Annotated in this window: 14 protein-coding genes and 1 pseudogene; 11 read left to right on the top strand and 4 right to left on the bottom strand. The window is 40.1% G+C overall.

Features of this window, described 5'->3' with window-relative positions:
• Positions 1-33: 33 nt before the first annotated feature.
• On the bottom strand, positions 34-1,248 hold the full coding sequence (locus tag ACH8JV_RS17395) for an amino acid aminotransferase (RefSeq protein ID WP_016142558.1): 1,215 nt from the start codon (positions 1,246-1,248) through the stop codon (positions 34-36).
• Between the two features lie 335 nt (positions 1,249-1,583).
• Positions 1,584-1,718: pseudogene (locus ACH8JV_RS17400) on the bottom strand (hypothetical protein).
• 45 nt (positions 1,719-1,763) lie between these two features.
• Between ACH8JV_RS17400 and ACH8JV_RS17405 the strand changes: the two are divergent.
• The 8 genes from ACH8JV_RS17405 (at position 1,764) to ACH8JV_RS17440 (ending at position 10,814) form a co-directional block, all read left to right on the top strand.
• Positions 1,764-2,474, top strand: coding sequence for a GntR family transcriptional regulator (locus tag ACH8JV_RS17405; RefSeq protein ID WP_014208068.1), 711 nt, complete (start codon positions 1,764-1,766; stop codon positions 2,472-2,474).
• Positions 2,467-3,351 (top strand): methylisocitrate lyase, encoded by an 885-nt coding sequence (prpB, locus tag ACH8JV_RS17410; protein ID WP_001118922.1) that lies wholly within the window; start codon positions 2,467-2,469, stop codon positions 3,349-3,351. Before ACH8JV_RS17405 ends, prpB begins: the two co-directional genes overlap by 8 nt.
• A 66-nt stretch (positions 3,352-3,417) precedes the next feature.
• Positions 3,418-4,575, top strand: a complete 1,158-nt coding sequence (gene prpC / locus ACH8JV_RS17415) for a 2-methylcitrate synthase (RefSeq protein ID WP_000097514.1) — start codon at positions 3,418-3,420, stop codon at positions 4,573-4,575.
• Positions 4,575-7,181 (top strand): Fe/S-dependent 2-methylisocitrate dehydratase AcnD, encoded by a 2,607-nt coding sequence (gene acnD / locus ACH8JV_RS17420; RefSeq protein ID WP_396522739.1) that lies wholly within the window; start codon positions 4,575-4,577, stop codon positions 7,179-7,181. The genes prpC and acnD overlap by 1 nt, the downstream gene beginning before the upstream one ends.
• An 81-nt stretch (positions 7,182-7,262) precedes the next feature.
• On the top strand, positions 7,263-8,876 hold the full coding sequence (locus ACH8JV_RS17425) for a DUF4435 domain-containing protein (protein WP_396522741.1): 1,614 nt from the start codon (positions 7,263-7,265) through the stop codon (positions 8,874-8,876).
• Between the two features lie 338 nt (positions 8,877-9,214).
• The gene (locus ACH8JV_RS17430; protein ID WP_001983336.1) at positions 9,215-9,349 is read left to right on the top strand and encodes a zinc ribbon-containing protein; all 135 of its coding nucleotides are present in this window, start codon (positions 9,215-9,217) and stop codon (positions 9,347-9,349) included.
• A 123-nt stretch (positions 9,350-9,472) separates the two neighbouring features.
• Positions 9,473-10,048 carry a DUF4126 domain-containing protein gene (locus ACH8JV_RS17435; protein ID WP_057691244.1) on the top strand — a complete coding sequence of 192 codons (576 nt, stop codon included), beginning with the start codon at positions 9,473-9,475 and terminating at the stop codon, positions 10,046-10,048.
• Positions 10,049-10,313: 265 nt separating this feature from the next.
• Entirely contained in the window at positions 10,314-10,814 is a 501-nt protein-coding gene (locus tag ACH8JV_RS17440; RefSeq protein ID WP_396522743.1) for an NUDIX hydrolase, read from the top strand.
• Positions 10,815-11,035: 221 nt separating this feature from the next.
• Here ACH8JV_RS17440 and ACH8JV_RS17445 read toward each other — a convergent pair whose 3' ends face one another.
• Positions 11,036-11,380, bottom strand: coding sequence for a hypothetical protein (locus tag ACH8JV_RS17445; protein WP_396480838.1), 345 nt, complete (start codon positions 11,378-11,380; stop codon positions 11,036-11,038).
• A 191-nt stretch (positions 11,381-11,571) separates the two neighbouring features.
• A complete protein-coding gene (locus ACH8JV_RS17450) occupies positions 11,572-11,856 on the bottom strand; it encodes a hypothetical protein (RefSeq protein ID WP_396522745.1) in 285 nt (94 codons plus the stop codon).
• A 679-nt stretch (positions 11,857-12,535) separates the two neighbouring features.
• On the opposite strand from ACH8JV_RS17450, the gene ACH8JV_RS17455 reads away from it, so the two are divergent.
• The 3 genes from ACH8JV_RS17455 to ACH8JV_RS17465 form a co-directional block, all read left to right on the top strand.
• Positions 12,536-13,765, top strand: a complete 1,230-nt coding sequence (locus tag ACH8JV_RS17455; protein WP_396522747.1) for a beta-ketoacyl synthase N-terminal-like domain-containing protein — start codon at positions 12,536-12,538, stop codon at positions 13,763-13,765.
• A gap of 131 nt (positions 13,766-13,896) precedes the next feature.
• Positions 13,897-14,370 (top strand): DUF4844 domain-containing protein, encoded by a 474-nt coding sequence (locus ACH8JV_RS17460; protein WP_396522749.1) that lies wholly within the window; start codon positions 13,897-13,899, stop codon positions 14,368-14,370.
• A gap of 375 nt (positions 14,371-14,745) precedes the next feature.
• A partial coding sequence (locus tag ACH8JV_RS17465) for a contractile injection system protein, VgrG/Pvc8 family (protein ID WP_396522751.1) occupies positions 14,746-15,283 on the top strand: 538 nt, incomplete at its 3' end.

A 15,283-nucleotide genomic window follows, 5' to 3' on the forward strand; every position in this document is an offset into this window, starting at 1 on the left:
AAAGGCGCCGAAGCGCCTTTTTTAGTATATGTCTTATGCAGCTTCTACAGATTTAGCAAGTACTTCAGCCATCGCTTTAGCAACAGTATAAACATTGTTCATGTTTAAGCCTGCTACACAAATACGACCACTACGTACTAAGTAGATTGCATATTCTTCACGCAAGATATCAACTTGCTCAGCAGTTAAACCTGTGTAACTGAACATACCTTTTTGGTTTACAAGGTAGCTAAAGTCACGGTCTGGTAATGCTTTAGTAAGTTCGTCTTTCAAGATGCTACGCATTTTAATAATACGCTCACGCATCTCTTTTACTTCACCTTGCCATTGTTGGTTAAGTTCAGCGTCATTTAACACTTCATCCACTAACCAAGCACCTGTTGTAGGAGGGCTAGAGTAAATACGGCGTACAGTCGCTTTTAACTGACCGAATGTGCACTGAGCAGCTTCTGCATCGTCACAAACGAAAGTTAAGCCGCCAACGCGCTCGCCATATAAAGAGAAGATTTTAGAGAACGAGTTGCTCACAATGAAGTTTAGACCCGCTTGGTCTAAAGCACGGATTGCATACGCATCTTCTTCCATACCGTCACCAAAACCTTGGTAAGCGATGTCTAGGAATGGAATAAGGTTACGGTCTTTTAATACTGCAATTACTTGGTCCCATTGCGCTGGGTTTAAGTCAGCACCAGTTGGGTTATGGCAGCATGGGTGCAACAACACAATGCTTTGCTCAGGCAAAGTTTTAAGTGTAGATAGCATACCGTCAAAATCTACACCACGTGTTTCGTTGTCGAAATATGGGTAGAAATGAGTCTTGATGCCAGCGCCATTGAAAATCGCAACGTGGTTATCCCAAGTTGGTTGGCTTACCCAAACGTCTGAATTTGGGAAATAAGTTTTTAAGAAATCTGCACCAACTTTCAATGCACCTGAACCACCAAGCGTTTGGATGGTTACAGCACGGCCAGCTTTAACTGCTGGGCTGTTTGCACCAAATAAAAGTGCTTGAATTGCTTCACGGTAAGGTTTGAAGCCTTCCATTGGCAAATAAAGTTTGGTTTTACCGTTTTTAGGCTCGATACGCTTTTGCGCCTCGATAATGGTCTCTAACTGAGGAACAATGCTGTCTTCGTTATAATAAAGACCAATACTCAAGTTCACTTTTCCAGAACGAGTATCAGCATTGAACTGTTCCATTAAAGAGAGAATTGGATCGCCTGCGTATGGGGGGATATGTTGAAACATCAAAAAAGTCCTTTCATTCAACAATATGCATAGTGCTGGGTTTTTTCTGTCTCGAAAAATACGCCACAACTATGTCGATGCTCAATAATGTATCAATAAAGCTACCGTGAAGCACCAGATAATTTCACTAATATCGATATTTTTTGGATGAAAATGATAAAAAGATTTAAAAGAAATTACGGTAAATAGATACTAATTTCTAACTCATGCTTTCATTCAAGCAGATTGTCTACAATCTTGCTGTAATACATTGGTTGTAGACTAAAGTTTGAAACAAAAGATTAGAGGTCGAAAAGCAACTAAAAAAGTATCATAAATTTATAGGTAAAATAATATTAAATATCTGTTTTATATATATTAATTGGAAAGTGATTTAATGGTTTAAATATAAGGTGATATAACAGGTCATACTATAAAAATTGACCTGATGCGTTCTGTAAAGTGTCAACAATCACCTTGATTTTTTTCATTCATACCGCTATAAAACTCATAATTGATTAAAAATTGTCGACAATATGCAAGATTTGACCTACGCACCAGAGCCCTTACAAAGTCAGGGAAGGACCCTGACCGAGAATGTATTTAAACAAATACAGACGGCGATTGTTTTGGGTCAAATTCCGGCAGGTAGCAAGATTTCTGAACCTGAACTGGCACGCACTTATGGCATTAGCCGTGGGCCTTTACGCGAAGCGATTCATCGCCTTGAAGGTCAACGTTTGGTTGAGCGCACGGCACATGTGGGCGCTCGCGTGGTTTCGCTCTCACTGCAACAGTTTAAAGAGCTTTACCAGATTCGTGCGTCTTTAGAGGGTTTGGCTTGCAAACTTGCGGCACAGCATATTGATAAAAAGCAAATTTTGGCGTTGCGTGATGTATTGCGTATGCATGCCGAAGATGAAAACTTTAAAGCAGGTAAAGGATATTACTTGCAAGAAGGGCAGGACGATTTTCACTACTGCATTATCAAAAGTAGTGGCAATAAAACCCTAGAAAAAATGCTATGTGATGAGCTTTATCACCTCATCCGCATGTACCGAATTCAATTTTCAAACACACCCGATCGACCGAGCAAAGCTTGGGACGAACACATCCGTATTTTAGATGCAATTGCAGAAGGCGATGGTGAACTTGCCGAGCTGCTCATGCATCGACATATCAATGCTTCTTACAAAATTATTGAGCAAACACTGCTACAAGCACAAGGAGAACATAACAATGGCTAAACAATCCGCAGGTCAGCTATTTCGCGATGCAGTAGCCCAAGAAAAGCCATTACAAGTGGTTGGAACCATTAACGCCAATCATGCACTTTTGGCAAAACGTGCAGGTTATAAAGCGATTTACTTATCAGGTGGTGGTGTAGCCGCTGGTTCTTTAGGCTTACCTGATTTGGGAATCAGTAACCTTGATGATGTGTTGACAGACGTACGCCGTATTACCGATGTATGTGATCTTCCATTATTAGTCGATGCTGACACAGGTTTTGGTGCTTCTGCATTTAACATTGCTCGTACTACAAAAGCACTGATTAAGTTTGGTGCTGCGGCAATGCACATTGAAGACCAAGTGGGTGCAAAACGTTGTGGTCACCGTCCGAACAAAGCCATTGTGACTCAAGAAGAAATGGTTGACCGTATTAAAGCTGCGGTCGATGCGCGTGGTGATGACAGCTTCGTGATTATGGCGCGTACCGATGCGTTAGCGGTTGAAGGCTTACAAGCTGCCATTGACCGTGCGGGTGCCTATATTGAGGCAGGCGCAGACATGTTGTTCCCTGAAGCAATTACCGAGCTTGATATGTACAAGCAATTTGCTCAGAAGACAGGCGTACCAATTTTGGCAAACATTACCGAGTTTGGCTCGACACCACTGTTTACCACTGAAGAGTTAGCATCTGCCGATGTAAGCCTTGCGCTTTATCCGCTTTCTGCTTTCCGTGCCATGAACAAGGCAGCCGAAACTGTGTATGAAACCTTGCGTAAAGAAGGCACGCAAAAGAATGTGGTTGATATTATGCAAACGCGTAAAGAGTTATATGAACGCATTAACTACTACGCGTTTGAAGACTACTTAGACAACGCATTTGCTAAAAAGAAATAAGAAGTAAAACACGGTACATATGCCGTGTTCCCCAAATAATTTAAATAGATAGGAAAGGACAATCTTATGAGCTCAAATGAAACAACAACAGGCTTCAAACCAAAAAAATCAGTTGCACTTAGCGGACAAGTTGCAGGCAACACAGCACTTTGTACCGTAGGACGTAGCGGTAACGACTTGCACTATCGTGGCTATGACATTCTTGACCTTGCGGCAGGTAGCGAGTTTGAAGAAGTTGCTCACTTGCTCGTACATGGCAAATTACCAAACAAAGCTGAACTCAAAGCATATAAAGCAAAATTAAAAGCACTTCGTGGCTTACCGGCAGCACTTAAAACTGCACTTGAGCAATTACCACCATCTGCACACCCAATGGATGTGATGCGTACTGGTGTTTCAGTACTAGGTTGTTTAACTCCAGAACACGAAGACCACAATGAAGCGGGCGCAAAAGACATTGCTGATAAATTAATGGCAAGCTTAGGTTCAATGCTGCTCTATTGGTATCACTTCAGCAACAACGGTCGTCGTATTGAAGTTGAAACAGATGATGACTCAATTGCAGCGCATTTCTTGCACTTACTTCATGGCGAAAAACCATGTGAAGAGTGGATTCAAGCGATGCATACATCACTTATTTTGTATGCTGAGCATGAGTTCAACGCATCTACATTTACCTCACGCGTGGTTGCAGGTACAGGTTCTGACATGTACTCGGCAATTACAGGCGGTATTGGTGCACTTCGCGGACCTAAGCACGGTGGTGCAAACGAAGTTGCATTCGTGATTCAACAACGTTACGACAATCCAGACGAAGCAGAAGCTGACATCCGTAAACGTGTTGAAAATAAAGAAGTCGTAATCGGATTTGGTCACCCTGTATATACAGTTTCTGACCCACGTAACGAAGTGATCAAGAAAGTGGCGCATGACTTAGCAGAAGCGCAAGAGAACACCAAAATGTACCTCATCGCTGAGCGTTTGGAAGCAGTGATGAAAGAAGTGAAAAACATGTTCCCGAACCTCGACTGGTTCAGTGCGGTGAGTTATCACTTAATGGGTGTTCCAACTGCAATGTTTACACCGTTATTCGTAATTGCACGTACAGCAGGTTGGTCAGCGCACGTGATTGAACAACGTCAAGACGGCAAAATCATTCGTCCAAGCGCGAACTATACAGGCCCTGAAAACCTCGAATTTAAACCATTGGCGGAGCGTGGTTAATGAACACAAAATACCGTAAACCGCTGGCAGGTACCCAGCTTGAATACTACGACGTGCGTCAAGCCGTTGAAGATATTCAGCCAGGCGCATACGAAAAACTGCCTTACACCTCTAAAGTACTCGCTGAGCAATTGGTACGCCGTGCCGATGCCGAGAACTTAACTGCTTATTTAACGCAGTTGATTGAACGCCGTCAGGACTTGGACTTTCCTTGGTATCCAGCGCGCGTGGTGTGTCATGACATTTTGGGTCAAACTGCATTGGTTGACCTTGCAGGTTTGCGTGACGCGATTGCTGAGAAGGGCGGTGACCCATCTAAGGTTAACCCAGTTGTACCAACACAGCTCATTGTCGACCACTCTTTAGCAGTGGAATATGGTGGTGCTGACCCAGACGCTTTTGCAAAAAACCGTGCTGTTGAAGACCGCCGTAATGAAGACCGTTTCCACTTTATTGAGTGGACCAAAACTGCATTTAAAAATGTTGATGTGATCCCTGCGGGGAACGGCATTATGCACCAGATTAACCTAGAGAAAATGTCTCCAGTGATTCAGGCGCGTGATGGCGTAGCATTCCCAGACACGTGTGTCGGTACAGACTCACACACACCACATACAGACGCTTTGGGCGTAATTTCTGTGGGTGTAGGTGGTTTAGAAGCTGAAAACGTAATGTTGGGCCGTGCATCTTGGATGCGTCTGCCAGACATTATTGGTGTTGAGTTTGTAGGTCAGCGTCAGGCAGGCATTACTGCGACAGATATTGTACTTGCTCTAACTGAGTTCTTGCGTAAAGAGCGTGTGGTTGGTGCTTACCTTGAGTTCTTTGGTGAAGGTGCTGACAGCATGTCTGTAGGCGACCGTGCAACCATTTCGAACATGACACCAGAATATGGCGCTACGGCTGCGATGTTCTACATCGACCAAAACACAATCGACTACTTACGCCTCACAGGCCGTGAAGATGCTCAAGTCGCATTGGTTGAACAGTACGCAAAAGAAATTGGCCTTTGGGCATCTGACATGACCAAAGCAGAGTACCCACGTGTATTACGTTTTGACCTATCGACAGTCACCCGTAACATTGCTGGTCCATCAAACCCACATGCACGTGTTTCAACTGCGGACCTAAAAGAAAAAGGTATTGCGGGTGTTGTTGAAAACCGCTCTGATGGCTTAATGCCAGATGGTGCAATCATTATTGCTGCAATTACTTCATGTACCAATACGTCTAACCCGCGTAACACTGTGGCGGCAGGTTTGCTGGCACGTAAGGCAAATGAGCTTGGTTTGGTTCGTAAACCTTGGGTGAAATCATCATTTGCACCAGGTTCAAAAGCGGCTGCACTTTACCTTGAAGAAGCAGGTGTTCTAAAAGACTTAGAGAAACTTGGTTTTGGTATTGTGGCTTACGCTTGTACAACGTGTAACGGTATGTCGGGTGCGTTAGATCCAGCTATTCAGCAAGAAATTATTGACCGTGACTTGTACGCAACAGCAGTACTGTCTGGTAACCGTAACTTCGATGGCCGTATCCATCCTTATGCAAAACAAGCGTTCTTGGCATCTCCACCGCTTGTTGTGGCATATGCAATTGCGGGTACGATTCGTTTTGACATCGAAAAAGATGCGTTAGGTCATGACAAAGAAGGTAATCCGATTTACCTCAAAGACATCTGGCCATCTGACGCTGAAATTGATGCGTTAGTTAAAGAAGCCGTGAAGCCTGAACAGTTCCGTAAAGTCTACATTCCAATGTTTGACTTGGGCGAAGTTGAACAAGCGAAGAGCCCACTTTACGACTGGCGTCCGCAAAGTACTTACATTCGCCGTCCACCATATTGGGAAGGGGCGTTGGCTGCACCACGTACTTTGGCAAACATGCGTCCGCTTGCGATTTTGGGTGACAACATCACTACCGATCACTTGTCACCTTCAAACGCGATTTTGATGGACTCGGCTGCGGGTGAATACCTTCACAAAATGGGCGTACCAGAAGAAGACTTCAACTCATACGCAACCCACCGTGGTGACCACTTGACTGCACAACGTGCAACATTTGCCAACCCGAAACTCTATAACGAAATGGTGGTCCGTTCAGACGGTACCATTAAGCAAGGTTCAAAAGCGCGTGTAGAGCCAGAAGGCGAAGTGATGCGTATGTGGGAAGCGATTGAAACCTACATGAACCGTAAGCAACCGTTAATTATTATTGCGGGTGCTGACTACGGTCAGGGTTCAAGCCGTGACTGGGCTGCCAAAGGTGTACGCCTTGCAGGTGTTGAAGCGATTGTGGCAGAAGGTTTTGAGCGTATTCACCGTACAAACTTGGTGGGTATGGGCGTGTTACCACTTGAGTTTAAACCGGGTGTAAACCGCAAGACTTTAAAACTAGATGGTACAGAGCTTTATAGCGTGATTGGTAATATTGCGCCGCGTTCGACTTTAACTTTAGTGATTGAACGTGCCACAGCGGATGGTAAAGAAGAGATTATTGAAGTGCCTGTGACTTGTCGTTTAGATACAGAAGAAGAAGTTTCTGTATATGAAGCGGGCGGTGTATTACAACGTTTTGCGCAAGACTTTTTAGAAGGCCAAGTGGCTTGATACTTTAGTTAAATATTATTGATATTGTTTAAGAAATGCCCTATCTTGATGATGGGGTTTTTTTATAGGTTAAATTTTAAAGTGTCTGAAATTAGAAAGTTAATTTTACCAGCTACAGACGTTCAAAACGTAGAAATAGAAACGGCCCAAAGTATTTTATTTATTGGTGCTAATGGGGCCGGTAAAACTAGACTTGGTACATGGATTGAATTGCACTCCCCTAATAGCCAATTTGTACATCGAATTTCTGCACAAAAATCTTTAAGATTTCCCGATTCGGCAACTCCTAAATCGATTGAGCAAGCTAAAAACTCTTTATTATTTGGCTATGATAATTATTCTTACCACCATAAAAGTAATAGATGGAGCGGGGGAGGACCAGGATCCCCTGCAACAGCTTTATTAGATGATTTTGAAAAGTTAATGGTTTATTTATTTTCTGATGAAACTGAAAAAAATGCTATTTATAAAAAGCAAAGTAAAGAATCGAGTAATAGGGTTGAGCCACCTGAGACTAATATGGATTTGGTTAAACAATTATGGGAAAAAATTTTACCTCATAGAGAATTGATTATTGGTGGTTTAAGAATACAAACATGTGTTAAAGGGAATACTGATAAAGTCTATAATTCATCTGAAATGAGTGATGGGGAACGAGTAATATTCTATTTAATAGGTCAATGTTTAGCTGCGCCAGAAAATGGGATTATTGTTATTGATGAACCTGAATTACATTTGCACAAATCTGTACAAATTCCACTGTGGAATGAAATAGAAAAATTACGAAGTGATTGTTTATTTGTTTACTTGACACATGATGTAGATTTTGCTTCTGCAAAGGAAAACTCAAAGAAAATATGGTTGAAATCTTTTGATGGGAAAAATTGGCAATGGGAAGAGATTTTTGAGGATTCGAATCTTCCTAATGAGTTGCTTATTGAAATTTTAGGTAGTAGAAAACCAATTGTTTTTGTTGAAGGGGAAAATGGTAGTTTTGATGTTGGCTTGTATAGAGAGATACTCTCAGACTTTTTAGTAATTCCACGTGGAAGTTGTACACAAGTAATTCAATCTGTAAAAGCATTAAAAGCAAATCATCAACTTCATCATTTAACAGTCTATGGAATTATTGATCGAGATAGAAGGCCTCAGCATGAAATTGATGGATTAGAGAGAGATTCGATTTTTGTGCTGAAGGTTGCTGAAGTAGAAAATTTATTTTGCACTAAAGAAATTCTTGAAATTGTTAGTAAACGTTTAGAAAGAAACGCCCAAGATGATTTTCAAACTGTATCTAATACTATTTTTAAGAAATTAGAATCTGAACTTGATACCCAAGTTTCTTTACATGCGAATAGTGAAATTAAATTTCTACTAAATATGTTTGATACAAGTAAAAAGGGTAAGCAAGAAATTAATAATGAATTGCTTCGATTGGTCCAAACTATTAATGTTGATAATTTATATAATTCTTTTAATCAAAAATTTAGTCAGATAATAGCTGAAAAAAACTATGAAGACTTACTAGCTATTTATAATCGTAAGTCTTTAGCATCTCAAGCTAGTGAGTCTCTAGGATTGGCGAAAAAGACTTTACCAGAAACTGTGGTACGACTTGCTAGAGGAGAATGCAAAGAGTCTATTAAAAGTGCTTTAAAACCTTATTTTGGTAATTTTCAGCAATTTATAAATTAAGTTTATTAATTAACTTAAGAATAAAAAAAGCCCGACATCCTGTCGGGCTTTTTTGTATTTGGTTGCTAGATATGACTCCTGTCGTATCTCACGATCCTGATGCATGAACCTATTATTGTTGTTTTGTGTTCCGGAACACCCTGTTCCTGTATGAACTCATCATAGAAAAAAAGCAGGGGACAGCCAATCCGCTAAATCCCTAAATCTGTGTAATATAAATCGTACAAATAACATTTTTTGCATTTATGCCATCATCATCGGGCGAAATGGACAATTGACATTCACTTTAAGTGGGTTATATTCCTGTTTAATATATATACGATTATAGGAATGTAATCATGGTAACAGCTGGCGAAAAACCCGGAACAGGCTTCTATTTCTGTGCTCAGTGCGGACATAGAGTGTTTTTAGAAATTAATACCGACCCTTTACCACCTTGCACGAAATGCTACTGCACACAATTTAAACGTTAAGAATGAAATAATATTTGCGTTCGCATTTAACAAAAAGCCCTGTCACCCGATGGGGCTTTTTGTTAATTTAAAAATAAGACTTACATAACAAGACCCGTGATGGGCATAAAGAAGGAAACCGTTATGGAAACAATATTGGGTTTATGTATTGGTGTGGGCCTGAGCGCTGCCTGCGGTTTTCGTGTGTTTGTGCCGCTACTGGTTATGAGCATTGCCACCATGATGGGTTGGTTTGAGCCATCAAAAGGCTTTGAATGGTTAGCTCTGCCATCGGTGTGTTTGGCTTTAGGCGTGGCAACAGTATGTGAAATTGCAGCCTACTACATTCCGTGGGTCGATAATGCCTTAGACACAGTCGCGACTCCTGCGGCGATGATTGCAGGTACGCTCACCACGATGGCTGTAAGTAGCGGAGAAATGTCTCAGTTTGCTACTTGGGCAGCAGCAATTATTGTGGGCGGTGGTACGGCAGGTGTAGTGCAAATGAGTACCGTCGCTGCACGTGGTGTTTCAACTGCAACCACAGGTGGCTTGGGTAATTTTGTAGTCGCAACAGGTGAGTGGATTGGAGCAATCTTACTTTCAGTTTCAGCAATGTTAGTGCCTGCGCTTGTGGCAATAGTGGTGCTGATTGCAGTTATTTGGGTGGTGCGTTGGATTCGCCATAAAAAGCAAGAACAGGCGCACACCCCGCTATAGGTGTATGCAAATAACAGTTTTAAATAAGCATAAAAAAAGCCCGACATCCTGTCGGGCTTTCTTGTATTTGGTGATTAGATATGACTCCTGTCGTATCTCACGTCCTGATGCATGAACCTATTATTGTTGTTTTATGTTCCGGAACATCCTGTTCCTGTATGACTTCATATTAGGAAAAAAGCAGGGAGTCGCCAATCCGCAAAATCCTTAAAAGTTTGTAGGATAAAACGTACATTCAGAAATGATTTAACTTTTCAAAGTGAATATGAATAATAGCCACCTTGTTACTTTAAGAAAAAATCAAATGCGTATTAGAAAATCTTCAAGACTATTAGTTCTTAATGAAAATCATCAAATTTTGTTATTTCAGTTTACTCATACAAATGATGCCTTAGCTGGACAATCCCATTGGGCAACCGTAGGCGGAGGACTGGAAGAAGGGGAAACCTTCGAGCAAGCAGCTTGCCGCGAACTTTATGAAGAGTTAGGTGTAGTTAGGCAAAATGTAGGTACTCATGTTGCAACACGCAATTTTGAAATGATGCTACCAAGTGAGGAAGTTGTGACTTCTGATGAAAGACTCTTTATTGTTTTTATAAAAAATGAAGAAGTGAACACATCGAACTGGACTGAACAAGAAAAGCTTGTGATTAATAAAAGTCGGTGGTGGACGCTTGATGAACTAAGACAAACTGACGAAATTGTTTATCCAAACAATATTCCTAATATTCTTATCGATAGCCTGCCAGAAATTTTTAAACTCTAAATATTCAGATATAAAAAAAGCCCAACATCCTGTTGGGCTTTTTCGTATTTGGGTACTAGATATGACTCCTGTCGTATCTCACGATCCTGATGCATGAACCTATTATTGTTGTTTTATGTTCCGGAACATCCTGTTCCTGTATGACTTCATATTAAGAAAAAAGTAGGGTGTCGCCAATCCGCAAAAACCTTAAAAGTTTGTAAGATAAAACGTACAAGCTACTATTCGTCTTGAGGTAAAGGCCAAAGAATATCTTTGTTTTGCTTGAATTTTTTGTACCAATATTGGCTTATCAGCGCTTTGTCATCTCTATCGAAATGATAAACGAATATATCTAAAGCTTCATTTAGGTCGAGGTCATAGCGAAACTTGGCAGTAGCTAAATGATCTTGTATTTCATATAACTGATTAAATATAGGCAAAGAATCCTCATAAGTTAATAATTGAATTTGTTGAAGAAGTTCTTTTATTTGAAGCTCATACGCATCTAAAACTCTTGCAAGATCAGTCTTTACATCTCTATAGGTGATAAGTCTTTGCTCAAATTCATCCCATGTGTAGTTCATTCTAATAAATGTTCAAAAGTTGAATGTGAGCACAGCATAACTTGATTAGTTATAAAGTTGATGCGATTTTTAAAAATGCTAATTCGGCAAATCAAACAACTTAGGCCTCTGCGCCACAACAGACTTTAATTTTTGCGCTGATTTAAAGTACAACACCATTGCGACACAGAGATAAAGAGCTAAGCCAACGCTTAGCCCAGACTACTTTTGTCACACCGCTGCATGACGCTGAAAAAAGTAGGGGCAAAGTCCCGTGGGAGAACAGGACTTTGCAAACTGACATGTTCTAGGCGTTGCATGAGCTTGGGGGAATAAACTTGCTCAAGTCGCTGGTAAATGCAGTCACAACTCGACTCGCTATGCCCACCTGACAGGCAAATTTTTTCAAACTCCTGATGAGTCTCTGGGTCGTAAACCGAAACACCGTAGCTGCCAACTATGAAACTTAAAGCCAAAAGCGGTTTATAAATTTTCATATTATTCTCATGATTATTTATGCGTATAACTAAAATAAAAATATAATGATTTTTAGATTTAAAATAATTTTTTAAATAATAATTAATCCTCCTATAAATACAGTAAAATAAAATAATTAAAATTTTAAAATAAAAATAGTTTATAAATTTAAAAAAATAAGGCGTAAAAACCCAAATTTTAAATCAATAAAATAGTTAAAAAACAGAGAAAACAAGATTAAAAAATGTCATGGTCAACTCCTTAAAAAATGGAGTCCTACCACCAGATTACCGCGAATTAATTTAGGGTGGTAGAACGAAAGGGGGTTAGCAGACTGGCCTCGTAGAACCAGCACGCGCGGGGCGTCCCCCTCCCGTCCTACCGCAAAGAAAAGGGGACGCAAGGGTCTAACGACTTATAGTAGAACTATAATCCGCCACGAGGTTACGGTCTGCTAAAACCGTCTGGCAATGTAGGCCAGCAACGGAATAATAATCGGTGATTTTAAATACGTCAATTTAATATTTAAAATATTTTTGATTTAATAATAAAACTAAATAGATTTTAAAATAAAAATATTATTATTAACTTTTTATTTATATTCGATGAGAAAAAATAATAAATATAGAAATATTTTGCCAGTTCCAAAAAGGAACTTGATTGTTAAGATCTATTTTTGTCGTTTTTATAGAGATAAGAATGGAACGAGTTGTCATCACAGGTATGGGAATTAATTCTTGTATTGGAAATACATTAGAGACAGTAACCGAGTCCTTAAAAGCAGGCCGCTCTGGCATTCGCTATAACGATGTCTATGCAAAACTGAACTTTCGAAGTCATGTGAGCGCCACTGCCGAAATGGATTTTGAAAATATTGATCCAGAATTAAAAAAACACATGGGCGTTTGCGCGATGTATGCCTACAACTCGGCACTCAATGCACTACAACATGCCAAGCTTGATGTAAATGATATTGCCAACAACTCAAAATATGGCGTGATTGGGGGAACAGGCGGCACCTCAACAGCGTCTATCATCGACATGCTGCACACCCTAAGAGAAAAAGGCGCAAGCGAGGTATCACCCGATTTAGCGCCACGCTACCTAACAAATACCATTAGCGCTAACCTATCGCGTGCTTTCAACCTCAAAGGCGTATCTCAATCCGTTGCGAGTGCCTGTGCGACTTCAGCCGATGCAATCGGTTATGCATATTACCTTATTGCCGCTGGTAAACAAGACCTCATGCTGGCAGGTGGTGGCGAAGAAGATCATTGGTCGCAAACGGCAATATTCGATGCGATGGGCGCATTATGCTCCAAATACAACGACGCACCTGAAACCGCTTCACGCCCATATTCAGTCGATAACGATGGTTTTGTGATTGCTGGCGGCGGTGGCATGGTGGTTTTGGAGTCTTTAAGCCATGCCCAAAAACGCGGAGCAAAAATCTTGGCAGAAGTGGTTGGGTACGCTGCCAATAGTGATGGTGCTGATATGGTGGCCCCGAGCGGTGAAGGCGCGACCCGTTGCATCAAACTGGCACTCGCAGAAGCCAAACAAAACGGCTCTGAAACCATCGACTATATCAACACGCATGGTACTTCAACGCCAGCAGGAGACATTCCAGAACTATTAGCCATAGAAAGAGCTTTTGGCAGTGAAAAAGTACCGCCGCTCAGTTCAACCAAGTCGATGACTGGGCATAGCTTGGGGGCAGCAGGCGTACACGAGGCTATTTATTCTATTTTAATGCTGCAAAATAACTTTATTGCGCCGAGTATTAATATTACCGAACTGCGCGAAGAAGCTAAAAAGTTCGATATTGTCCAAACAAGCCGAGAAACTGAACTCAAAACAGTGATGAGTAATAGCTTTGGTTTTGGTGGCGTAAATACTTGTCTGGTTTTTAGAAAATGGGAAGGGTAATTTAAATACGAAATATATGTGGGCGTGAGAAAAAGAATAAAATAGGTGGCCCATATAGTTTTATAACTAATGGAAATTTATGGTTAAATTGGTTTATATTTACTTTCTTTAAATAAAAAATTAATAGAATTATGAAAAAGCTTTTGGTTTTAGTTATGGCTGTCTTAAGTTCACAAGTTGGTTGTGCCCAAAAAACTGACAATAAAACAGAAATGAGTATTCAAAACTCTAACTCTATTGTTATTCAACAATTAGACCAGTTTAAAACACAAGATCATTTTGCTGGAGATGGACAGCTATATACAGGTGTTCAAGAGCCTGCATTAGCTATAAGTTTAAATCGCAAAGTTGCTGATACTGCGCAAGCTTTTATTGCTCTCTATCAACAAAAGAATGAACCAACTAAAGCAGAACTTTTACATGTCCTTGCTCATGGAATCAGTCAAATCGATCCTGATACGCTTGATACAGAAGATCGAGAACAAGTGGCAACAACATTTGAAAGTTTTCTTGATATTGTAGGTCTAGAAAGTTCAGAAGGTATTTTAAATAAATGGGTATACGGTGAAGCAATAGGTAAGTTATTAGAGCAGGATCAACATTAAGTTTTAATACTTTATTCTAAATTTTAAGCATTTCTTTAGTATCTGAATCACCTACATTGACAGTTTGTTGGAACCATTTTTTTGCAATTGTATGTCTTTCTAAGTAATTTCTCTATTTATATATATTTATGAATTTCATTAATTTGAAAATTGGTTTTATTTTATTGATTTTTAATAATAAATTTAAATTATATTTCGGTGTTTTATAGCAATTAAAAATAGTTTGGATTTACTGTTTAAATACTCATTTAATAAGTAGGTAACGTAAAAATAGCATATTTAGACTAGTTACATTTTGAAAATGAGTATATATAGACAGATTAGTCTTTTTTTAATTAAAATAGGGCTTAAATATAAGTTTGATTGATAATAAAAATGCAGATGAGTGTGTCGAGTATATTGGAACGTCTAGGCCTTGTTTCACAAAATCGTGCTGTTCATATCCAATTCTCAAATCAGTCTTTAAATCAGCAAGTCTTCTTGCAACGTATTGAAGGCGAACATACCCTTAATCAGGGTAGCGTTGCTGAATTATTGTGCCTGTCTACAAATGCGCATATTGCATTAAAACAATTTATTGGCTGTCAGGTTGCCATTGATCAGGTCACTGACATGGGCCAATTTTTTAGAACGACAGGTATTATTACCGAAGCGAGCCAAGGTCAAAGTGACGGCTCACTCACCATTTATAATTTAACTTTAAAAGACCCAACTGCACTCTGGCATAAACGCCGCAATAGCCGCGTATTTATGAATAAAAGCGTGCGTGATATTAGCGAAATTCTATTTAAAGAATGGCAAGGCAAAAGTCCGTTATTTGCTTCAAGCTTAACCCTTGATACATCTGGCTTAACCAAAGACTACGATGTGCGTCCATTTGTGATGCAGTCTAACGAAAGCGATTATGACTTTT

Source organism: Acinetobacter sp. ABJ_C5_2, assembly GCF_044538485.1.
Taxonomy (GTDB): domain Bacteria; phylum Pseudomonadota; class Gammaproteobacteria; order Pseudomonadales; family Moraxellaceae; genus Acinetobacter; species Acinetobacter nosocomialis_A.

Bases quoted from the DNA above. Each gene is read 5' to 3' on its own strand.
- prpC (WP_000097514.1), top strand. From the start codon at position 3,418: ATGAGCTCAAATGAAACAACAACAGGCTTCAAACCAAAAAAATCAGTT.
- ACH8JV_RS17450 (WP_396522745.1), bottom strand. From the start codon at position 11,856: ATGAAAATTTATAAACCGCTTTTGGCTTTAAGTTTCATAGTTGGCAGC.
- ACH8JV_RS17440 (WP_396522743.1), top strand. From the start codon at position 10,314: ATGAATAATAGCCACCTTGTTACTTTAAGAAAAAATCAAATGCGTATT.
- ACH8JV_RS17430 (WP_001983336.1), top strand. From the start codon at position 9,215: ATGGTAACAGCTGGCGAAAAACCCGGAACAGGCTTCTATTTCTGTGCT.
- ACH8JV_RS17435 (WP_057691244.1), top strand. From the start codon at position 9,473: ATGGAAACAATATTGGGTTTATGTATTGGTGTGGGCCTGAGCGCTGCC.
- ACH8JV_RS17455 (WP_396522747.1), top strand. From the start codon at position 12,536: ATGGAACGAGTTGTCATCACAGGTATGGGAATTAATTCTTGTATTGGA.
- ACH8JV_RS17405 (WP_014208068.1), top strand. From the start codon at position 1,764: ATGCAAGATTTGACCTACGCACCAGAGCCCTTACAAAGTCAGGGAAGG.
- ACH8JV_RS17460 (WP_396522749.1), top strand. From the start codon at position 13,897: ATGAAAAAGCTTTTGGTTTTAGTTATGGCTGTCTTAAGTTCACAAGTT.
- acnD (WP_396522739.1), top strand. From the start codon at position 4,575: ATGAACACAAAATACCGTAAACCGCTGGCAGGTACCCAGCTTGAATAC.
- ACH8JV_RS17395 (WP_016142558.1), bottom strand. From the start codon at position 1,248: ATGTTTCAACATATCCCCCCATACGCAGGCGATCCAATTCTCTCTTTA.
- ACH8JV_RS17445 (WP_396480838.1), bottom strand. From the start codon at position 11,380: ATGAACTACACATGGGATGAATTTGAGCAAAGACTTATCACCTATAGA.
- prpB (WP_001118922.1), top strand. From the start codon at position 2,467: ATGGCTAAACAATCCGCAGGTCAGCTATTTCGCGATGCAGTAGCCCAA.